Consider the following 19,540-nt stretch of genomic DNA (forward strand, 5'->3'; position numbering starts at 1 on the left):
GCTTCAGGCCAGCATGTCCAGCAGCGTGCCGGTCATGTCGTCGGCGGTGCGCAGAACGGCGGCGTTGGCGCTGAAGGCGGTCTTGGCGTCGATCCGCTCCACGGTTTCCTCGGCGAGATTGTCCAGCGGCGCGGCGGCGGTGCGGCGCGCGCTGTTGTCGAACCGGTTCTGCGCGGTCGTCATTCCGGCGGCGGCTATGGAAAGCGCTTGCATGGCGAAGCTCCGGACGCGGTGGGTTCGATCGCCAGACTGCGTCTTTCAGGTCAACGTCGCCTGAAGGAACAGGATGAACGGCGTTTTCCGCCCCGCTTGCGCCCTTATTGATGTATAGAGCGCCATCATTCGCCCGGCCTGAGGTCTGACCTCGGCCGGGCGCGGTCGTTTCGGCGACCGCCCTTGTCCGTTGTCCCAGGTTTCCTATGCCCTTTCCCGCCGTCCATCCCGCGCTCGACCGCGCCCTGATCAACAAGGGCTATGCCGAACCCACTCCGGTTCAGGCCGCCGTCCTGGAGGCGGAGCATGCGGATCGCGACCTGCTGGTCTCGGCCCAGACGGGTTCGGGCAAGACCGTGGCCTTTGGTCTGGCCGCTGCGCCGACCCTGCTGGGCGACAAGCCGATCTTCGGCCCCGGCGGCGCGCCGCTGTGCCTGGCCATCGCACCCACACGGGAACTGGCCATGCAGGTCGCGGCCGAGCTGCAATGGCTGTACGCCGACTCCGGCGCCAAGATCGCCACCTGCGTCGGCGGCATGGATGCGCGGCGTGAAGCTCGCGCGCTCAGCTTTGGCGTCCACATCGTCGTCGGCACGCCCGGCCGCCTGAAGGACCACATCGACCGGGGCAATCTGGACCTGTCCGAGCTGAAGGTCGCCGTCCTCGATGAGGCCGACGAGATGCTGGACATGGGCTTCCGCGAGGACCTGGAGCACATCCTGGACCAGGCGCCGGCCGAACGCCGCACCCTGCTTTTCTCAGCGACCATCGCGCGCGACATCGCCACCCTGGCCAAACGCTATCAGAAGGACGCGGTCCGCATCGACGCGACCGACAAGACGCGCCAGCACGCCGACATCGAATACCGCGCCTACCGCATCGCGCCCAACGAGATCGAGCACGCGGTCGTCAACACCCTGCGCTGGTTCGAGGCGCCGCGCGCCATGGTCTTCTGCTCGACGCGCGACAGCGTGCGTCACCTGCAGTCGTCGCTGCTGGAGCGCGGCTTCTCGACCGTCAGCCTGTCGGGCGAGATGGGTCAGCGCGAGCGCACCGACGCGCTGCAGTCGCTGCGTGACGGCCGCGCCCGCGTCTGCGTCGCCACCGACGTCGCCGCGCGCGGTCTGGACCTGCCGGACCTGGGTCTGGTCATCCACGCCGAACTGCCGATGAACCGCGCCGGCCTGCTGCACCGTTCGGGCCGGACCGGCCGGGCGGGCAAGAAGGGCATCTCGGTCATGCTGGTCCCGCACTCGCGCCGTCGCAAGGCCGAGCGGCTGATGGACGAGGCCGGCGTCGACGCCGTCTGGACCGGCGCCCCGACCTTCGATGAAATCCGCAAGGCCGACGAAGGGCGTCTGCTGTCGCCTGAGTTCTTCGAGGCCGACGTCTCCGACGAGGACATGGTCGTCGCGAAGCGGATGATCGCCGAGCGTACGCCAGACGAGATCGCCGCCGCCCTGGTGCGCCTGCTGCGCAAGGAACAACCGGCGCCGGAAGAACTGTCCGATCCGGGTTCGGATCGCGGTCCGGCCAAGCGCGAGCGCACCGTGCGCAACGACGACGGCACGGCGGCCCAACCCTGGCCGGGCGACCGCCTAGGCGCCGATGACGTGGTCTGGTTCCGTCTGGACGTAGGCCGCAACAAGAACGCCGACCCCAAATGGCTGATCCCGCTGATCTGCCGCATCGGCGGCATTTCCAAGCCTCAGATCGGCGCCATCCGCACCTTCCCCGAAGAGACGCGCTTCGAGGTCGCCAAGACCCACGAGAAGGCCTTCCGCGAAGCCGTCGCCGCCTCCAAGGACGAGGTGAAGATCACGCCGTCGGAAGCCCCGACGCCCGGCTCGATGAAGGCCAGCCGCTTCGCCGGCAAGCCGCGCGAGGATGGCGACCGCCCCTTCAAGAAGACCCCCTACAAGCGCGCCGACGGCGGCGAGGGCGAGGCCCGCCCGCCGTTCAAGAAGAAGCCCTGGGCGCCGAAGAACGATGGCGGCGCCAATCCGCGCTCGAACGCCTCGGGCGACAAGCCCTATGCCAAGAAGCCCTTCAAGGCCAAGCCGGGCTTCAAGAAGGACGGCTTCCAGGGCAAGCCGAAGGGCTGATCTGCGACCACTTGCCTGATCGTGGGCGGAGGCGCACCCTCCGCCCATGAGCACGCCGTCCGCACCCGAGGGCCGTTACGCCTCGTTCGAGGCCTTCTATCCCTATTACATCCACGAGCATTCCAACCGGGCGTGTCGGCGCATCCACGTCGTCGGCACCTTTCTGGTGATCTCGGCCTTCGTCGCCTTCGTGGCGACGCGGAACGCCTGGTGGCTGCTGGCCATGCCGCTGCTGGGCTACGGCTTCGCCTGGGTCGGGCATTTCTTCTTCGAAAAGAACCGGCCCGCGACGTTCAAATATCCGCTGTGGAGCCTGATGGGCGACTTTCGCCTGTTCTTCGAGACAGTGACGGGCAAGCGCCGCTTCTGAAAGACCGCATTTCAAGCTGCACGGTTCGGCGAAACGGAATAGTCTCCCCCTGCGGCGTTGCGCCGCTGCTGGAGGGAGCATCATGAAATCCATCGCCGTCATCGCCGCTGCGTCCGTGCTGCTCGCCCCTGGCGTCAGCCTGGCGCAGAAGAGCGGGGCCAAGCCCGACTTCACCCTGGACCCCAACTACGGCTCGGTGCGGCTGGAGACCGGCTTCACGCCCGATCCCTGGACCAAGTCCATCCTGGCGGGCGGTTCGATCGCCGCCTCGGCGGCGCAGTCGGGCTGCGAGGGCAAGGTCAGCGCCGCGCCCGATCTGCAACTGAACTTCGAAGCCGGCGATCTGGACCTGACCATCAAGGCGGTCGCCAGCGAGGACACGACGCTGCTGGTCAACAGCCCCGGCGGCCGCTGGTACTGCGACGACGACAGCGGCGGCGACCTGGACCCGATGGTGACAATCTCCAATCCCGAGAGCGGTCGCTACGACATCTGGCTGGGCACCTATAACGACAACATGGTCCAGTCGACGCTGCAGATCAGCGAACTGGGCGGCACGGACACGACGGCGGGCGCGGCGCCCAATATCGATCTTGAGCCCAACTACGGCAAGGCCAATCTGCGCGGCGGCTTCACGCCCGACCCCTGGACCAAGTCGATCCTGGCCGGCGGCTCCTCGCCCGCCTCGGCCGCCAAGGCGGGCTGCGAAGGTTCGGTCAGTTCAGCCCCGGACATCCAGATCTTCTTCGAGCCCGGCGACGCCGATCTGACCTTCCGCGTTCGCGCAGACGAGGACACAACCCTGCTGATCAATACGCCCAACGGCCGCTTCTATTGCGACGACGACGGCGCGGGCGGCGTCGATCCGAAGGTGACGATCACCAATCCGCAGAGCGGCCGCTACGACATATGGGTCGGCACCTATAATGGCTCGATGGTGCAGTCGACGCTGGAAGTGTCCGAACTGGACTGATTGGCGCAAGGCTTCAGACACGAAAACGCCGGCTGACCTTCGCGGTCAGCCGGCGTTTTTCATGATCGGCCGGATCAGTTGGAAGCGGTGGTCCAGGCCGGGGGGCAACCGTCGAAGTCGCCGGCGTCCACGATGGTCAGGGTGCGCATGTTCAGGCGCTGCGCCTGGTTCATCGAGCCGCGACCGTTGCCGGTATAGAGGTCGATTTTCTGGCCCTTGATCGCGCCGCCGGTGTCCGAGGCGTACCAGTAGCCGTCGTGGATCGAACCATCGGCCAGACGCATGCCGACCGTTTCGCGGATGAACAGCTTGGTGCGGCGCGGGATCACACGGGGATCGACCGCGACGGTGCGCATGGCGATCGGACGGCAACCCAGCGAATCGTTGCCCGTCGCGCCGCCGCCGCCTGCGTGATAGAGGCGCGCCGACGCGCGCCAGTCCGGATCGGAGGCCATCAGCTCGGCCTGTTCGGCGTTCAGGGCGGTCTCGACTTCATCGGAACCGACGATGGCGGCAGGGGTTTCAGTCCTGACTTGATCCGCCGCTACGACGTCATTGTAGGGGACAGGCCCGCTCGTCACAGACGATACGGCAGCCCAAAGCATGGCGATAGCAGCGGAGGCGCCGATCATGAGTTTCGCTCAGGAGACACCGGCTCCCAACGCCGCCGGCGCTGGCCTTGTCGCGTTAACCTGTGGCGAGAAAGTGGCGAAACCCGCCTTGGTGCCGTCTGTTACGATTTGTTTCTAGGTTAACGCCCTGTTTTGTATAATCTATTTATCCCCAACCTTCGCGCTCAGGGACGACGCCCCCGGCATCAGAACTTGAAGTTGAGGCCCGCCTGAAGCACCGGCAGGACCTTGTAATCATCGGCCTCGGCCTGAATCTCACGCTCTTCCTGATCCAAACGCGAACGGAAGGTAGGGTCGTTCGACAGCGTCCCGCCGCGAGCGTCCAGATCCACTTGCGGCGCATCGCCAAAGGCCGCGCCGGCCAGAAGGCGGAAGCCCAGCCTTCCTCCGCGCGTAAAGGTGTTGTCATAGCCCAGGCCGACGAAGGGCGCGGTGCTCTCCAGGTCGATGCGGCCGGTCAATGTCCCGACCTGGGCCGGGGTGAAGGTCGCGCCGCCGACATTGACGTTTCCGGTGGGGGTCGCATCCAGATCGACCTTGCGATCGCCGAAATAGGCCCCGCCCGAGATCAGAAAGCCGTTGCGGAACGGATGCAGGTCCACAAAGGCGCCCGGCGACTTGAAGTCGATCTTGGCGTCGTAATCGATGCCCTTGTAGGTCTGGTCTCGATCCCATTTCAGCACGTCATAGCCGCCGCGCAGCACCACGACCGGGCTGAGTGCGAATTGCGCCTGAAAGCCGGAGCCCGGCGTGCCGACCTGGGCGCCGACGGCGAACCGGCCGTCAGCCTGCGCCAGGGCCGATGTGGCGGGCAGGGCGGTCGCGATGACGGCGGCGATCAGCAGGGTCTTCATGGCGTGCAGGTCCGAAGCGGCAGGGTTCTCTTAACCTTGCCAGCCGGCTCTGAAGATTGGGTTACGCCGCCCAGTCGCCGGGCGCCGTGTCGCGCCTCGCCTCGGCCTCGCGCACGGCCTCCACTGCGCGGTCCAGCACCTCCAGGCCGGCGCCGGGCTTGATCGCCTCGACCGTCAGAATGCGACGGAACGCCCGCGCGCCCGGCCGGCCGTGCATCAGGCCCAGCATATGCCGCGCCATCGCGGGCAAGGCGACGCCTTCGTCCAGACGCGCGGCCATATAGGGCCGATAGCGCTCCAGCGCGGCGAAGGCGTCGGTATCCTCGACCGGCTCGCCATACAGGCGACGATCCGCCTGCCCTAGGATGGCCGGCTCGTGATAGGCTGCGCGGCCCAGCATGACCCCGTCCAGCTTGACGCCGTCGACCTCGGCCAGATGCGCCTCGGCCGCGTCCATCGAAGCGATGCCCCCATTGATCGAGATGTTCAGATGCGGCCGCTCGCGCTTCAGCCGGCGCACCAGATCATAGTCCAGCGGCGGCACGTCGCGGTTCTCCTTGGGCGACAGGCCCTTCAGCCAGGCCTTGCGCGCATGGACGACGAAGACCTCGATCCCGACGGCGGCGCAGGCGTCCACCGTGGCGAACAGGCTGACGGCCGGATCCTGATCGTCCACGCCGATGCGGCATTTGACGGTCGCGGGCACGCTGACGGCCCCCTTGATCGCCGCCATACAGTCCGCCACCAGCTCCGGCTCGCGCATCAGACAGGCCCCGAACCGGCCCGACTGCACCCGGTCCGACGGGCAGCCGACGTTCAGATTGATCTCGTCATAGCCGAACGCCTCGCCGACTTTGGCGGCCTCGGCCAACTGCGCCGGGTCCGACCCGCCCAGCTGCAAGGCCACCGGATGCTCCAACGCATCGAACCCCAGCAGCCGCTCGCGATCCCCATGCAACACCGCCGGCGCCGTCACCATCTCGGTGTAGAGCAAGGCCCGGCTCGTCAACGCCCTGTGAAACGCCCGGCAATGCCGATCGGTCCAGTCCATCATCGGGGCGATGGAGAGCGTGCGCGCTTGATTTATCGATCTGGTGGAAGGCATCAAACAGTGACGGGTGACATGGGCGCTCGATCAGGGAGAGGCGCTATATAGGCGAGACCTTCCTCAAACGCGATAATGCGCAGCCTGCGTGAGCTTTGGTGGCTATCGGCGTCACGCAGGCCTTGCTCAATCGGGGCGGATCAGTCGGGAACCGCATCCGCTTTGCGCCATGCCGCGAGCACCGGCAGGACGATCAGGGTGAGGATTGTCGCGGTGGTCAGGCCGCCGATGACGACTGTGGCCAGGGGTTTTTGCACCTCGGCGCCTGCGCCTGAGGCGAAGGCCATGGGCACGAAGCCGAGGACGGCGACCAAGGCCGTGGTCAGGACGGCGCGCAGGCGGCTGACGGCGCCGTGGAGCGCCGCCTTGGCCGGCGGGTCGCCCTCGGTCAGGCGTTGGCGGATGGCCTGCATCAGCACCAGGCCATTCAGCGTCGCCACGCCTGAGACGGCGATGAAGCCGACGGCCGCGCTGATCGACAGCGGCATCCCGCGCAGCGCCAGCGCCAAGGCGCCGCCCACCAGGGCCAGCGGCACGCCCGCGAACACCAGGGCCGCGTCCTTCCATGATCGCAAGGCCAGCACGAGCAGCAGGCCGATGGTCAGGAAGACGATCGGCACGATCAGCGCCAGACGGGCCGAGGCGCGTTGCAGGTTCTCGAACTGACCGCCCCAGTCGATCCAGCCGGATGGGGGCGGCTGAACCTGTTCGGCGACCTTGGCTTGCGCCTCGGCGACGAAGCCGCCCAGGTCGCGTCCGCGGACATTGGCCTGAATGATCATGCGGCGCTTGCCGTCGGCGCGGCTGATCTGGTTCGGGCCTTCGCCGACGTCGAAGCGAGCGACCGAGGACAGGGGTACGGTCGGCGCCCCGGACTGGGCGTTCTCGGGCATGACCGGCAGCTGCTCCATCACAGCCGGGTCGGCGCGCAGGGCGTCGTCCAGCCGCACGACCACATCGAAGCGCCGGTCGCCCTCGTTGACCTGACCGGCCGAACGGCCGGCGAAGGCGATGGCCAGGGCGTCCGCAGCGTCGGAGGCATGGATCCCCTGCGCCGCCGCCACGGTGCGATCCACGCTGGCGGTGATGGTCGGCTGGCCCGAGACCTGCTCGACCCGTACGTCCGCCGCGCCCTCGATGCCGTTCAGGACGCCCGCGACCTGCTGGGCCGTGCGCTCCATGGCGGCGAAATCATCGCCATAGACCATGACCGCCACGTCCGAACGCACACCCGCGATCAGTTCGTTGAACCGCATCTCGATGGGCTGGGTGAACTCGTAATTGTTGCCCAGCAGGGTGGAGAGCCGCGTCTCCATATCCGCCACCAGATCGACTTTCGGCAGTCGCGGATCGGGCCAGTCTTTGCGATCTTTCAGGATAACGAAGGTGTCCGAGATCGATGGCGGCATGGGGTCAGATGCGACTTCTGCTGTGCCGGTGCGGGTGAAGACCCGATCGACCTGGGGCATGGCCTTGAGCGCGCGCTCGACCTGGAACTGCATCGCCTGGCTCTGTTCCAGCGAGGTCGAGGGCACGCGCAGCGCCTGGACCAGCACATCGCCCTCATCCAGTTGCGGCACGAACTCGCGCCCCAATGGCAGGAAGGCGAGGACGCCGGCCAGCAAGGCGACACCCGCGCCGGCCAGGACGCGCCGTGGTCGGGCGATGGCGTGTGCAAGAAGCGGCTGGTAATGCGCCTTGGCCGCGCGGGTCAGCCGCGTCTCCTCATGATCCGCCTTGGGCTCGCGCACCAACAGGGCGGCCATGGCGGGCACGAAGGTGAAGCTGAGCACGAAGGCGGCGGCGAGCGCCAGCATGACGGTGGCGGCCATCGGGCCGAACATCTTGCCTTCCACTCCTTCGAACATCAGCAAGGGCGCATAGACCAGCAGGATAATCGCCTGGCCGAAGGCCGCGGGCCGAGCCATTTCGCGGGCCGATGCGGCGGCGACCCACAGCCTTTCGGCGGTCGTCAGCGGCCGACCCATCTCCGTCCGCTTCAGGCCCAAACGGCGCAGGGTGTTCTCGATCACGACCACGGCGCCGTCGACGATCAGGCCGAAGTCCAGCGCGCCCAGGCTCAGCAGATTGGCGCTGATGCCGAACCGGTTCATCGCCGAGGCGGCGAACAGGAAGCTGAGCGGAATGACCAGGGCGGTGATGACGGCCGCCCGCACATTGCCGAGGGCGAAGAACAAGACGGCGACGACCAGCAGGGCGCCGAGCAACAGATTGTGCTCCACCGTGCGAATCGTCGCCTCGACCAGTTCGGTGCGGTCCAGTTCGGGCTTGAGGACCACGCCCGGCGGCAGGCTGGGCGCAATGGCCTTCAGCCGTTCGCCGACGCGGTGCGCCACCTCTCGCGAGTTCTCCCCCTGAAGCATCAGGGCCGTGCCGACCACCGTCTCGCGGCCGTCGGCGCTGGCCGATCCCAAACGGGGCGCGCGGCCGATCTCGACCGTGGCCACGTCGGACACTCGGATCACCTGGCCGCCCCGGTTCAGGATCGGCGTCTGGGCGAGGTCGTTCAGGCTCTTCAGCCGAGCGTCGGCGCGTACGATATAGGCCTCGCCTGCACGATTGACGTATCCGGCGCCGGCGATGCGGTTGGCGTGCTCCAACGCCTCGACCAGTTGCACCAGGCCGACGCCATAGGCGGCCAGTCGGCTGGGGTCGGGGTGGACCGCATATTCCTTCACATAGCCGCCCAGCACATCGACGCCGGCGACGCCGGGCACGGTCTTCAGCTGGGGCGCGACCAGCCAGTCCTGAACCGTGCGCAGATAGGTGGCCTTTTCCTGGTCGGTGACGAGGCGTTCGCCCTCGGGCGTGACATAGACCGCGCCCGTTCGCGCCGCAGGGCCGGTCAGTTTCAGCGTCCAGATGTAGACTTCGCCCAGGCCGGTCACGACCGGACCCATCGAGGGAGAAAGCCCCCCTGGCAAATCTTCGCGCGCGGCCTGCAGTCGTTCATTGACCAGATTGCGGGCGAAATAGATGTCGGTCGCATCAGTGAAGACGGCGGTGATCTGCGAGAAGCCATGGCGCGACAGGGAGCGGGTCTCGGTCAGGCCCGGCAGCCCCGCCAGCGCCGTCTCCAGCGGGAAGGTGACCTGGCGTTCGACCTCTTCGGGTCCTAGCGCCGGCGCGACCGTGGTGATCTGCACCTGGCGATTGGTGATGTCGGGCACGGCGTCGATGGGCAGATGCAGCAGTTCGCGCCCGCCCAGGATGGCCAGGACGACGGCCAGTCCCACGACCAGCCAGCGGAAACGCACGGAGGCGTCGATGATCCGGTTCAGCATGATCAATGTCCGTGCTCGGCTTCGCCCTTGGCCAGTTCGGCCTTGAGCAGGAAGGCGCCGACGCCGGCGATACGCTCGGTCCCGGTCAAGCCGGACACGATCTCGATCCGACCGTCCGAGGTTCGTCCGGTTACGACCGGGCGCGCACGGAACCCGCCGTCCTCCTGAACGAAGACGGACGGCGCGCCCTCTATGGTCTGGACCGCGTCGATCGGCACGACAGGCGTTCCTGAGCCCGCGCCGGCCGAAACGCGGGCGGAGACGACCGATCCCGCCGGGGGCGTCTCGCCAGCGGGCCGCGCGCGAACCACGACGACCCCGTTCGCATTGGCCGGGGCGATGGCGACGACGACGCCGGACATGACGCGCGATCCGGCGACCGTGCTTTCCAGCCGGTCGCCGACCTTCAGGATCGCAGCGGCGGCGGGCGGCGCCTCGAACACCAGTTCGACACGGCCGGGATCGGCGACGGCGGCGACCTGCAAGGCCTCTTCGTGCAGCACCTGACCCGGCGACGCGCTCAGACGCGTGACGACGCCGGCGATGGGGCTGCGCACCACCGTCAGGCCGTCCGCTCCGGGCGCGCCGAATGCGCCGACACGAGCGCGGGCGGCGCGGTGTTGCGCCTCCGCACGGCGGGTCTCGGCGGCGGTGACGTCCAAGCGCGCCTGTGACACCCAGCCCTGTTCGAACAGGGTGCGATCGCGCCGTTCGGCGGCGCGCGCGGCCTGGACCGTCGCGCCCGCCGCGTCGGCGTCCGCCCTTGAGGCGGCGCCGTCCGGACTGCGCACGGTGATTAGCGGCGAACCGGCCGCCACGCGATCGCCCAGACCGACGTGGACGCGCACCACGGCGCCGCCCAACGGCGCATCCACGGCGGCCTCGGCGCCGGGCGCAAAGGCGACGCGGCCCGGCAGCTTCAGTTCGGCGCCGCCGCCCCGCTGCACGGCGACGACGGACACCCCGGCTTGCGCGGCCTCCTGCGGCGTCAGGGCGAGGAAGGCCGCTTTGCTGGGTTCGTCTTCGGCGTGGCCCGCCTCGGCGTGTTCGGCCCCGGCCGGCGGGCGGTCCAGAATGCGCGCGGCGCCGAAGCCCGCGCCAAGGGCGATGACGACGGCGGCGCCGGTCATCAGCCAGTATGTCTTCGAAATCATGATCGATCCTCGCCTGGCGCACGGCCGGGCCCAGAGTTCAGGACGCGCGACGTTTTCGCCACGCGCAGGGCTCAGGAAGGGCCGGACGCCAGGTCCAGCCGAGGATCAGGCTCTTGGGGGGCGCTCGGGACCGTCAGGCCGCCCAAGCGGGCCCGCGACGCTGTCGCTCCACGCCTGAGGCTGGCCGAAGACCGCGATGAAACGCGGCGTCGCCAGGTCGCTGGACATGGCGGAATGCGGCGCATGACAGCAGCCGTTGGCGCACGCCGGGCCGCAGTCGGGACATTGACCATCAGCGCCGCCGACCAGCTCGACCACCTGGACGCCGCCTGAGGCTTCCACCGCGCAGGCATGGCTTTCAAACGCAGGCATGGCGAAGGCGACCGTCAGCAGCAGAGCACTGACGAAGCCAAGTCGACGCACCATTTCCCGCAGTGCTTTGATCATCCGGGGCCTTCCTAGCACCCTTGTCCGGAAAAGTCCTCGCTACAGATGGTCGGCTTTCTCGGACAAGCGATGGCTTGAGGTTCGACGCGCGGGCTCACCTCTGTAATGCACTGGCGAGGCTGCGGTGCAGCTTCTAAAACCGTGCGACGCATCAGCAGGGGAGGCAGGTTTGCGGGGTGAGGTTCAAACGTTCGACGAGGCGACCGGATTCGGTTTGATCCTCGGCGACGACGGCGAGCGCTATTCGTTCACGAAGGAGGACGTTCAGCCGCCTTCAGTTCTCGAGCGCAGTCAGCGAGTCGATTTCATCGCCGAGACCGACGGACGCGCACAGCAGATCATCGCCATGCGGCCACCGAGGGTGACCCCCGCGATCACTGGCGGCGCAGGCAGCGGGGTGTTCGACCTTGGTCGTGTGATCCAGCGGACCTTCGGCGCGATCAAGCAGAACGCCGCCGTCTTCTTCGGCGCGGCGGCGCTTCTGGTCGGCGCGCCCAGCATTCTGTCGGCCTTTGGCCAAAGCGCGATGTTGAACGAAGATTTCGGACCGGGCGTCTTGATGATGATGGTAGGCGTGGTGTTGAACTTCGTCGGCCTGTATCTTTTGCAGGGCATGGTGGTGAAGGCGGCCGTGAACGGCTTCAACGGCAAAACGACCGCGTTTGGCGACGCCTTCAACGTCGGGGTTCAGAACTTCCTGCCGCTGTTGGGCCTGGCGATCGTCGCCTCCATCGGGATGATGCTGGGCTTTCTGTTGTTGATCGTGCCGGGCATCATCTTGTCGGTCATGTGGTCGGTCGGCGCTCCGTCCGTGGTGGTCGAAAAGCGCGGCGTCTTCGCCAGTCTGCAGCGCAGCCGAGAGCTGACTAAGGGTTATCGCTGGCAAGTGTTCGGCCTCCTGGTGATCTATGTGATCCTGTCGTGGATCATCGGCGCGGCCATCGGCGGTCTCAGTCTGGCGACCGGGGGAACTCTTACCGGCGGCACGCCCAACCTGGCCGTCAATCTGATCACCGAGCCCGTCGTCAACATCTTGTCCGGGGTCGTCGCATCGGCCGGCGTGGCGGCGCTTTATCACGAGTTGCGCTCAGCTAAGGAAGGCGTCGGCTCTGAGGAACTGGCCTCGATCTTCGATTGATCGCGCGATCCGTCAGACGTCGTGCTTGTCGCGGCGTCTGACACCCATAAGCAGCTTCTGCTCCAGACGGCCACGCAGGGCGGCATAATAGGCGCTGAGGAAGTCCCGATCCGTATCGTACGGGCCACGCGTCCAGCCGATCTTTTTGGCGATGCGGTCGGCGACGTCTCGAAAGGTCTTGCGGTCGCCCTGTCGAAGCAGGGTCTCCAGAACATGCAGTTCCTTGGCGCCATAGGCGTCGAGCTGCGCCGGGGTGAAGGCGTAGGCGGCCATCCGCGTCGCCCCGTCTTCGGCCATGTCGCGGATCAGCTTGCGACGCGGCGCGCGCACGACCCAGGTGCCCCCGATCAGGTCGCCGATGCGCAGCCGATCCTTGTTGAACAGGGGGAAGAAGACGAAGATCGCCGCCCAGACGAAGGCCAGCAGATACATCCAGCCGTCGACGCCGCCCTCCTGGCTGCGGGCGACCAGGATGGACAGGGGCAGGAAAACCTCCAGTTCGCGCATGGCGTTGCGGGCGAAGACGGCCTCGGCCTTCAGCCGTCCGCCGTCGCGCGAGGCGACGCGCAGTCCCATGATCCGCTTGCCCGGCGTGGCCGCCGCCGCCGACAGCTCGAAGGCCGTGAAATAGAAGTTCCGCAGCAGGAAGAAGACGATCAGCCAGATGACAGCGACCATTTCGGCCCCCGTCACGCCGGCGACGCTCGCGCTGGCGCCGAAGGCGAAGGCTGAGGCGATGGTGAAGACGATCAGCACGCCGATGATGACGGCCGCGTCGAGCAGAAAAGCGCCGGCCCTCTGACCCGCATCGCCGATGTTCAACCGCAGGTCCACGCCCTCGGGCGTGACGAAGGCGCGCTCGGTGCGGGGCGCGATGGGATTAGCGGACATGAATGGACTCCGCGACGGCGGGGCGGGGCGCATAGAAATACAGACCCCAGATCAGGGCGGTCGCCGCCGCGACCGCGTAACGCAAGCCGGTGTCGACGATCAGCTGGCGGCCGAACCCTTCCAGCAGCCCCGCGAACATCAGCATCACCACCACGCCGCCCATGGCGATGCCCGCAGTGCGCCCGGCCTCCACGGCCGCGTCCAGCCGTCGTCTTTGACCGGGGAAGGCGACGGCCCAGCCGATCCGCAGGCCTGCCGCACCCGCCAGGATGACGGCGAACAGTTCGGTCACGCCGTGGATCAGCAGCCAGCCGCCCAGCTCGAACCCCAGCCCCCGACTGGCGAACAGGGCGAAAAAGGCCCCCAGGGTCGCGCCATTGTAGAGGATCAGCAGGCCCGTCGGCAGGCACAGGGCGAACCCGAGCGCAAAGGCCAGCAGGGCGACCTGGGCGTTGTGGGTAAACAGATAGGCCGCGAAGGCCGACAGGCCTTGCGCCCCGTCCGCGCCGTCCAGGGTGGCGCGCAGGGTCTCGGTCGAGGCGGCGGGATCGCGCCCGCCGCTCAGGTCGGCGGGCACGAAGGCGTAGAACCATTCCGGCTCATGCATCACCAGCCAGGCGCCGACCAGGGCGCCCAGCAGCATCAGGGCCGCCGACACAAGGGTCTCGCGCCACAGTCCGCGCACGGCGGCGGGCCAGTCGGTGCGGAAGAAGGCGACCAGCCGATCCTGAATCGTCGCCCGCGAGCCATAGACGAAGAAATAGGCCCGCGCCGACAGGGTCTCCAGATACTCGATCAGCCCCTGATCCAGCGAGGTCTCGCGCGCCACCGACAGGGCCGACAGGGTCGAACGATATAGTACCGGAACCGCCAGGATGTCCTCGTCGGTCAGCTTGGACGCGGACCCCTTTTCGGCCTTGTCCATCAGCCGCTCCAGGCGGCGCCAGTCGTCCTCGCGCGCCTGGCGAAAACGCTGGCTCTTCAGCAGGCCTGAGGGGCGCACGTCGGTCACAGCAGATCCCTCCGCTTCAGGTCCAGATAGGCGTTGACGACCTCGGTCCCGACGCGCTCGGCGGGCGCGTCGACGATGTGCGCCCCCATGCGCCGCAACCGTCCGATCACCGTCTCGCGTTCACGCAGCAGGGTTCCGGCGACGACGGCGCGAGAGACATCCTCGGGGGCCCGGGGTTCGACGGCGGTCAGGCCTTCCAGCTCATCGTCGCGCAGGACGACGAACAGGACCAGATGACGGCGCAGCAGCCGCCCCAGCGACTCGATCATAAGCTCGGCGGCCGTGGTGTCGGTGAAGTCGGTGAAGACGACGATCAGCGAGCGGCGCTGGAGCCGGCCCGAGAGGGTCGCCAGGGCCAAGGTATAGTTGGTCTCGTGCGTCGAATAGTCGATGCGGCCGACGACGGCCTGAAGGGTGCGAAACGCGTCCAGACCACCCACGGCGCCGGTGGCCACGCGCGGCTGGGAATCGAAGGCGAAGACGCCCGTCCGGTCGCCCGATCTCAGGCAGGCGTAGGACAGCAGCAGCGCCGCATGAATAAAGCGGTCGATGCGCGGCATTCCGCCGACCGGTTCGCTGGCCGCCCGCCCGCAGTCCAGCGCCATGATGACATTGTGGTTTCGCTCGGTGCGAAACTCCTTGGCCAGCAGGGCCGCGTGGCGGGCCGACTGTTTCCAGTCGATGGACCGGCGATCCATCCCGGCCTGAAAGTCGCGCAGGGCCTGAAACTCCGAGCCCTCGCCGATCTCCAGCTGGGTCTTGGCGCCGAACAGGGCGTCGCGGGCGAACAGGCGAACGGCCTGATCGCGGACCCATTGCAGGTCGGTCAGGACCGGCGCCGCTAGGTCCAAGGCGAAGGTCTTCTGCTTCCAAGCCAGGCCCATCGGTCCATGCCAGCGGACCCACAAAGCCTTCAAGACGGCTGCGCCTCGGCGATTGGGCGTGAAAGGAAAGGCCAGGACAGCGGCGCGATCCGAGACCGGGGCACGGCACGAGACCTCTTCCAGCCCCAGCCGTGTGTCGCCCGAAAGGGCCGCTTCGACGGTCGTGGGGGCCGGGCCGCCGGCGTCGAAACGCACGGTCAGTTCGGCCCGGTCGGACCGGCCCACGGCCGCGCGCACCGGCCGAGGCTGGTCGATTTCCAGCCGGGAGCGCGAGCCGCCGCGCAAGGCGTCCAAGGCCAAGAGCAGCAGGACTCCTGCGATCCAGACCGGCCCGGCGAGCCAGCCTGCAGGGGTCAGGACGCCAGCCAGCAGAGCGACGGGAACGCCCGCCGCCATCGCCGTCACCGCGCGTCGGGTGGGATAGATCACCGGGGCGCCGCCACCTGATCCACTAGGCCGGCCAGCACCTGTTCGACGCGCCGTCCCTCGATCTCGGCCGCAGGCGACAAGACAAGGCGGTGACGCAGGGCCGGAATGGCCAGGGCTTTCACGTCGTCGGGAATGACGTAGTCGCGCCCGTCCAGCGCCGCCCGCGCCCGCGCCGCGACCGCCAGCATGGCCCCGGCGCGTGGCGATGCGCCGGTCTCGACATCGGCCGAGGCGCGGGTCGCGCGCACCAGGCCGGTGATGTAGCCGATCACCTCGTCAGTCAGGCGCACGTCCGCCACCGTATTGACGGCCGCATCGATGACCGCGGCGTCGGCGACAACCTCGACCCCCAGCGCGACCGGGTCCATCAGGCCGGTGCGCGAACCGTGGGCGGCGACGATGGCGCGCTCCTGCTCCAGGCTGGGATAGTCGAGCACCTGTTTGAACAGGAAACGATCCAGTTGGGCCTCGGGCAGGGGGTAGGTGCCCTGCTGCTCTATGGGGTTCTGGGTGGCGACGACGGTGAACCGTCGGCTAAGGGCGTGGGCTTCGCCGTCGATGGTGATCCGGCGCTCCTGCATGGCTTCCAGCAAGGCGGCCTGGGTCTTGGGCGGCGTGCGGTTGATCTCGTCCGCCAGCAGCAGTTCGCAGAAGATCGGCCCGCGCGTCAGGGTGAAGCTGGACGTCTGGAAGTTGAACAGGTTCGATCCGATGATGTCGCCGGGCATCAGGTCGGGCGTGAACTGAATGCGGCCGTAGTCGAGACCAACCGTGCGCGCGAACGTCTGGGCCAGCAGGGTTTTGGCCGTGCCGGGCGGACCTTCCAGCAGAACATGGCCGCCGGCGAACAAAGCCGTCAGCAGCATATCCACGGCGTCTTCTTGGCCGACCACAGCCTTGGCGATCTCGGCGCGAATGCGCTCGGCGATCGCCTTCACTTCATTGACGTGCACGGGTCAGCTCCTGGTTCCAGCGATGTAGGGCGCCGGCGACCCGCATCAGGTCGGCCGGCGACTTGGCGGCCCGGGCCTGTTCGGCCAGGGCGGTGTAGGTTTCGGTCGCGCCGGTGGTTCGGCCGACACGGTCGAGGAAGACGTCCAGCGCCCCCTCGTCCAGATTGCGCGGCGCCCCGATGGCGCGGGCGACTGCGGCGCGCACCAGAAGGGCGTAGGGCGCGGCCATCCGGTGTTCGCGCCGCGCCAGGCGAACGAGACCGGCGGTGTTGTCCGCCAGTCCGCGCTTGCCAAGCGCGATGACACGGCTCCTCTCGCGCGCCGGGCCGAAGCGGACGGCGGCCTGGAAACCGGCGAAGGCGGCAAGCGCGACCAGCACCAGGGTCATGCCGACCAGCGGCGGTTCCAGCATCAGCCGCAGCATGTTGCGCGTGCGTTGGAAGCCGTGCAGCGTCAGGTCGAACATCACCGGCGCCTCATCGGCGCGCAGGATGTCGATCAGGGCGACGGCGGTTGTCGCCCCGTCGAGGGTCTTCAGCGCAGCCGTGTCGATCAGGTCGGGATCGGCCAGGACATAGGTGCGCAGTTCGCGGTGCATGGCCAGGACAGCCCGGCCCTGGTCGTCGACCACGACCGGGATCCAGTCGGGGCCCTCCAGGGTGCGCAGCGCCTCGATCCGGACCGGCCGTCCGAACGACGCGCCATCGGGACGGCGCAAGGCGACGGTCGCGCCGCCTTTGCGCTCGGTCAGTTTCAGGCCGCTGCGCAAATCTTTCGGCAGAGACGCCACCACGCTCTGGGTCGGTTGCACGCCCACAGTCTTCACCCAGCCGGCATGGTTCGCATCCGGGATGGAGGTCCATTTGGGCAGGACGATCAACGTCGCGCCGTAATGCTCGATGTCGTCGATCTGTTCGGGTTTGGTCTGGATCGACGGCGTCAGGATCAACAGGCTTTCGTCCGACGTTTCCGAAAGCGTCCCCCGGTTCATCACCACCGGCACGCCCACGCCGCGCAAGAGAGCGGCCAGACCGCTGAAACCTGTAGACGACCGCGACAGGGCATGGCCGCCGCCGTCGTTGCCGGACTTGAGTTCCGGCGCATAGGCCGAAAGGACGCCGAGCCCCGCCAGGGCCACCACCCCGACCAGCAGCACGACGATCATGATGATCGGCGAGAACCCGCCGCCTGCTGCACCTTCGGATCGGCTCATGCGCGCCAGCCCTCGGGCAGGGCGAAGGCCTCATAGGCTTTGCGGCAGTCGGCGAAATCCTGGGCGCCGACAGATGCTCCGCCGAACAGGCTTCGCTCCACCATCCGGCCGATCAGGTCGAAGGCGGGTCGCGCGGCGTCCGGCAGGGCCTTCAATCGGGCGATCTCGCGGGTGGTCAGCGAGACGCGCACCGCGCGGGGCTGGCGCTGTTCGATGTCCTGAACGCTGCGCAACAGAAGCAGATGGGCGGCGTCGGCATACAGGCCGCGCGCGGCCAGGGCGTCGGCGTCGGCCAGCAGATCGCGCGCGGCTTGCGCCTCCGGACGCCACTGCGCCTCCGCCACGATCCCGGGTTTCTTCGGTTTCGCCGGCGGGGCGCGCATTCGAAGAATTTCGCGCACGATGGCGTAGAGGATCAAGCCGGCGACCAGCGCCAGGCCAATCCAGAAGACCCATTTCAGCGCGGGCGCTATGAAATGAAGCGCGTCGCCGATCCAGTGCAACCAGCCGGGCGGCTTGATGTCGGGGCGCTCGAAACCGACCCGGTCGAATTGGAGAGATCCATCCTTCAGCAGGCGGCCATGCGCCTTGGCCAGGGCTTCATCTGTGGGCGAAGCCCGATCCTGCATCTCGAAAACGCACCCCTACCCGACGGCCAAGCCATACCGCCCCGTCAGATCGAGTCAACCACAGGCGCCCGTGTGATACGCCCTATGCTATTTTTCTCACGCGACCGGCGGAAAATCAGGCGCGGTCGTGCAGCGTCGCCTTCCAGGCCGGATAGTCGCGGATCAGCAGGGTTTCAGGCCATTCGCCGACGTAGCGGTAACCGTTGCGGCGCTCGTGCTCGATCTGCATCAGGTCACGTCGGATGACGGAATCGCGGCCGATGTAGATGGGGCGGCCGTCCTCCAGATCGTAGAACCGGGCCCAGATGCGCGCGCCGGGCTTTGGGGCGAGGATGCGGTCGCGACGGCCTTGGGCGTCGGTGACGAAGACCTCGGTGGTGTCGGCAAGCGCGGCGCTCTCCAGCCAGGCGACGGCGCCGTTCACGGCGGCGACGACGTCGGGACCGGGGTCTGGCAGGCTCATCAGGAAACGCACGATGCCGACGCTTTCCTGGCCCGACAGGGACGGGGGCTCGAAACGACGCGCCCAGGCGGGCGCCAGGGTCTGTGCGTCGTGCTGGGCGCACCAGCCGGTCAGGACGCCGTCGCGCCGCACCTGCGTCTGTAGAAGGGTCTCGACCCCGCGCGCCACGGCCTGACGCGCCCGCTCGCGCCGCGCTTCATCGACGAAGCCATAGGGCGTCGCGCCGTCGCCCACATCGCGCAGCAGCTCCATCACATGGACCATGGCGTCGTCGTTGTAGGTGATCTGGTCGTGATAGCCGCCGCGCAGCGGATAGAACTGGGCCCAGCCGCCGTTGGGCCGTTGCGCCGCCAGCAGATAGTCGAGGCCCCGGACAAAGGCGGTTCGGCTTTCGGCGTCCCCGGCCGCGATCGTTCGCGCCAGAAAGGCCAGCGGCTGGGTCGTGCCGCCATTGTCGATCGTGTTGTTCAGCGCCGGGTCCGCATCGGGGCGGGGCGGGGCGAACAGGTCGGTGTTCTTGGGCCAGCCGCCTTCGGCCGATTGATGCTGGATGACGATCGCGGCCAGTCGACGCGCTTCGGCCGATCCATACCAGTCGGTCGGATGGCGCAGGGCGGCGCTGCTCCAGGCGACGGCGGGCGAGGCGGCGACCGGCTCCTGCGCTGACGCCGGCGCCGACGTGAAGCCGGCTGCAATCGTCAGGACGCCGAGGATCAAGACTATCTTTTTCATCAAGAGACCTTCGGGTTCGGCAAAAAGAAAGGGACGCC

The 19,540-nt window shown here is 68.0% G+C and carries 18 protein-coding genes; 4 read left to right on the forward strand and 14 right to left on the reverse strand.

Going from position 1 to position 19,540, the window contains the following annotated elements; genetic code table 11:
- Positions 1-3 precede the first annotated feature (3 nt).
- Entirely contained in the window at positions 4-213 is a 210-nt protein-coding gene (locus tag AC3WRC_RS00700) for a flagellar basal body rod C-terminal domain-containing protein (RefSeq protein ID WP_492302447.1), read from the reverse strand.
- Positions 214-419: 206 nt separating this feature from the next.
- Here AC3WRC_RS00700 and AC3WRC_RS00705 point away from each other — a divergent pair, with 206 nt between their 5' ends.
- The 3 genes from AC3WRC_RS00705 (at position 420) to AC3WRC_RS00715 (ending at position 3,661) form a co-directional block, all read left to right on the forward strand.
- Positions 420-2,318, forward strand: coding sequence for a DEAD/DEAH box helicase (locus AC3WRC_RS00705; RefSeq protein ID WP_492302449.1), 1,899 nt, complete (start codon positions 420-422; stop codon positions 2,316-2,318).
- A gap of 46 nt (positions 2,319-2,364) precedes the next feature.
- On the forward strand, positions 2,365-2,688 hold the full coding sequence (locus AC3WRC_RS00710; RefSeq protein WP_492302450.1) for an Mpo1-like protein: 324 nt from the start codon (positions 2,365-2,367) through the stop codon (positions 2,686-2,688).
- A gap of 82 nt (positions 2,689-2,770) precedes the next feature.
- Positions 2,771-3,661, forward strand: coding sequence for a hypothetical protein (locus AC3WRC_RS00715; protein ID WP_492302452.1), 891 nt, complete (start codon positions 2,771-2,773; stop codon positions 3,659-3,661).
- A 74-nt stretch (positions 3,662-3,735) separates the two neighbouring features.
- Here the strand turns inward: AC3WRC_RS00715 and AC3WRC_RS00720 are convergent, their stop codons facing one another.
- The 6 genes from AC3WRC_RS00720 to AC3WRC_RS00745 all read right to left on the reverse strand — a co-directional run bounded on the left by AC3WRC_RS00720 (position 3,736) and on the right by AC3WRC_RS00745 (position 11,158).
- Positions 3,736-4,293, reverse strand: a complete 558-nt coding sequence (locus AC3WRC_RS00720; protein WP_055752860.1) for a 3D domain-containing protein — start codon at positions 4,291-4,293, stop codon at positions 3,736-3,738.
- A 185-nt stretch (positions 4,294-4,478) separates the two neighbouring features.
- Positions 4,479-5,147 carry a hypothetical protein gene (locus AC3WRC_RS00725; RefSeq protein ID WP_492302453.1) on the reverse strand — a complete coding sequence of 223 codons (669 nt, stop codon included), beginning with the start codon at positions 5,145-5,147 and terminating at the stop codon, positions 4,479-4,481.
- A gap of 61 nt (positions 5,148-5,208) precedes the next feature.
- Complete coding sequence (gene dusA, locus AC3WRC_RS00730) at positions 5,209-6,252, reverse strand: tRNA dihydrouridine(20/20a) synthase DusA (RefSeq protein WP_492302455.1); 1,044 nt, start codon at positions 6,250-6,252, stop codon at positions 5,209-5,211.
- Between the two features lie 140 nt (positions 6,253-6,392).
- Positions 6,393-9,557: an efflux RND transporter permease subunit gene (locus tag AC3WRC_RS00735; protein ID WP_492302456.1), complete on the reverse strand. Its 3,165-nt coding sequence runs from the start codon at positions 9,555-9,557 to the stop codon at positions 6,393-6,395.
- Between the two features lie 2 nt (positions 9,558-9,559).
- Positions 9,560-10,711, reverse strand: coding sequence for an efflux RND transporter periplasmic adaptor subunit (locus tag AC3WRC_RS00740; RefSeq protein ID WP_492302457.1), 1,152 nt, complete (start codon positions 10,709-10,711; stop codon positions 9,560-9,562).
- 105 nt (positions 10,712-10,816) lie between these two features.
- A complete protein-coding gene (locus AC3WRC_RS00745) occupies positions 10,817-11,158 on the reverse strand; it encodes a hypothetical protein (protein ID WP_492302458.1) in 342 nt (113 codons plus the stop codon).
- A gap of 346 nt (positions 11,159-11,504) precedes the next feature.
- Between AC3WRC_RS00745 and AC3WRC_RS00750 the strand changes: the two genes are divergently transcribed.
- The gene (locus tag AC3WRC_RS00750; RefSeq protein ID WP_284876626.1) at positions 11,505-12,296 is read left to right on the forward strand and encodes a DUF7847 domain-containing protein; all 792 of its coding nucleotides are present in this window, start codon (positions 11,505-11,507) and stop codon (positions 12,294-12,296) included.
- A 12-nt stretch (positions 12,297-12,308) separates the two neighbouring features.
- On the opposite strand, the gene AC3WRC_RS00755 is transcribed toward AC3WRC_RS00750, so the two are convergent.
- The 7 genes from AC3WRC_RS00755 to pelA all read right to left on the reverse strand — a co-directional run bounded on the left by AC3WRC_RS00755 (position 12,309) and on the right by pelA (position 19,502).
- A complete protein-coding gene (locus AC3WRC_RS00755) occupies positions 12,309-13,187 on the reverse strand; it encodes an RDD family protein (protein WP_091748655.1) in 879 nt (292 codons plus the stop codon).
- A complete protein-coding gene (locus AC3WRC_RS00760; RefSeq protein ID WP_492302459.1) occupies positions 13,177-14,199 on the reverse strand; it encodes a stage II sporulation protein M in 1,023 nt (340 codons plus the stop codon). The genes AC3WRC_RS00755 and AC3WRC_RS00760 overlap by 11 nt, the downstream gene beginning before the upstream one ends.
- Positions 14,196-15,512, reverse strand: a complete 1,317-nt coding sequence (locus AC3WRC_RS00765) for a DUF58 domain-containing protein (RefSeq protein ID WP_492302461.1) — start codon at positions 15,510-15,512, stop codon at positions 14,196-14,198. The genes AC3WRC_RS00760 and AC3WRC_RS00765 overlap by 4 nt, the downstream gene beginning before the upstream one ends.
- Positions 15,509-16,465: an AAA family ATPase gene (locus AC3WRC_RS00770; protein ID WP_492302463.1), complete on the reverse strand. Its 957-nt coding sequence runs from the start codon at positions 16,463-16,465 to the stop codon at positions 15,509-15,511. Before AC3WRC_RS00770 ends, AC3WRC_RS00765 begins: the two co-directional genes overlap by 4 nt.
- A complete protein-coding gene (locus AC3WRC_RS00775) occupies positions 16,452-17,678 on the reverse strand; it encodes a DUF4350 domain-containing protein (protein WP_492302465.1) in 1,227 nt (408 codons plus the stop codon). The genes AC3WRC_RS00770 and AC3WRC_RS00775 overlap by 14 nt, the downstream gene beginning before the upstream one ends.
- A complete protein-coding gene (locus AC3WRC_RS00780) occupies positions 17,675-18,307 on the reverse strand; it encodes a DUF4129 domain-containing protein (RefSeq protein ID WP_492302466.1) in 633 nt (210 codons plus the stop codon). The genes AC3WRC_RS00775 and AC3WRC_RS00780 overlap by 4 nt, the downstream gene beginning before the upstream one ends.
- 115 nt (positions 18,308-18,422) lie before the next feature.
- On the reverse strand, positions 18,423-19,502 hold the full coding sequence (gene pelA, locus AC3WRC_RS00785; protein ID WP_492302467.1) for a pectate lyase: 1,080 nt from the start codon (positions 19,500-19,502) through the stop codon (positions 18,423-18,425).
- Between the last annotated feature and the right edge of the window lie 38 nt (positions 19,503-19,540).

The sequence above is a fragment of the Brevundimonas sp. EU05-FHT14B07 genome (genome assembly GCF_058790795.1).

Excerpts from the sequence above, each read along its gene's own strand:
- AC3WRC_RS00700 (WP_492302447.1), bottom strand. The coding sequence starts at position 213 with ATGCAAGCGCTTTCCATAGCCGCCGCCGGAATGACGACCGCGCAGAAC.
- AC3WRC_RS00705 (WP_492302449.1), top strand. The coding sequence starts at position 420 with ATGCCCTTTCCCGCCGTCCATCCCGCGCTCGACCGCGCCCTGATCAAC.
- AC3WRC_RS00710 (WP_492302450.1), top strand. The coding sequence starts at position 2,365 with ATGAGCACGCCGTCCGCACCCGAGGGCCGTTACGCCTCGTTCGAGGCC.
- AC3WRC_RS00715 (WP_492302452.1), top strand. The coding sequence starts at position 2,771 with ATGAAATCCATCGCCGTCATCGCCGCTGCGTCCGTGCTGCTCGCCCCT.
- AC3WRC_RS00720 (WP_055752860.1), bottom strand. The coding sequence starts at position 4,293 with ATGATCGGCGCCTCCGCTGCTATCGCCATGCTTTGGGCTGCCGTATCG.
- AC3WRC_RS00725 (WP_492302453.1), bottom strand. The coding sequence starts at position 5,147 with ATGAAGACCCTGCTGATCGCCGCCGTCATCGCGACCGCCCTGCCCGCC.
- dusA (WP_492302455.1), bottom strand. The coding sequence starts at position 6,252 with ATGCCTTCCACCAGATCGATAAATCAAGCGCGCACGCTCTCCATCGCC.
- AC3WRC_RS00735 (WP_492302456.1), bottom strand. The coding sequence starts at position 9,557 with ATGCTGAACCGGATCATCGACGCCTCCGTGCGTTTCCGCTGGCTGGTC.
- AC3WRC_RS00740 (WP_492302457.1), bottom strand. The coding sequence starts at position 10,711 with ATGATTTCGAAGACATACTGGCTGATGACCGGCGCCGCCGTCGTCATC.
- AC3WRC_RS00745 (WP_492302458.1), bottom strand. The coding sequence starts at position 11,158 with ATGATCAAAGCACTGCGGGAAATGGTGCGTCGACTTGGCTTCGTCAGT.
- AC3WRC_RS00750 (WP_284876626.1), top strand. The coding sequence starts at position 11,505 with ATGCGGCCACCGAGGGTGACCCCCGCGATCACTGGCGGCGCAGGCAGC.
- AC3WRC_RS00755 (WP_091748655.1), bottom strand. The coding sequence starts at position 13,187 with ATGTCCGCTAATCCCATCGCGCCCCGCACCGAGCGCGCCTTCGTCACG.
- AC3WRC_RS00775 (WP_492302465.1), bottom strand. The coding sequence starts at position 17,678 with ATGAGCCGATCCGAAGGTGCAGCAGGCGGCGGGTTCTCGCCGATCATC.
- AC3WRC_RS00780 (WP_492302466.1), bottom strand. The coding sequence starts at position 18,307 with ATGCAGGATCGGGCTTCGCCCACAGATGAAGCCCTGGCCAAGGCGCAT.
- pelA (WP_492302467.1), bottom strand. The coding sequence starts at position 19,502 with ATGAAAAAGATAGTCTTGATCCTCGGCGTCCTGACGATTGCAGCCGGC.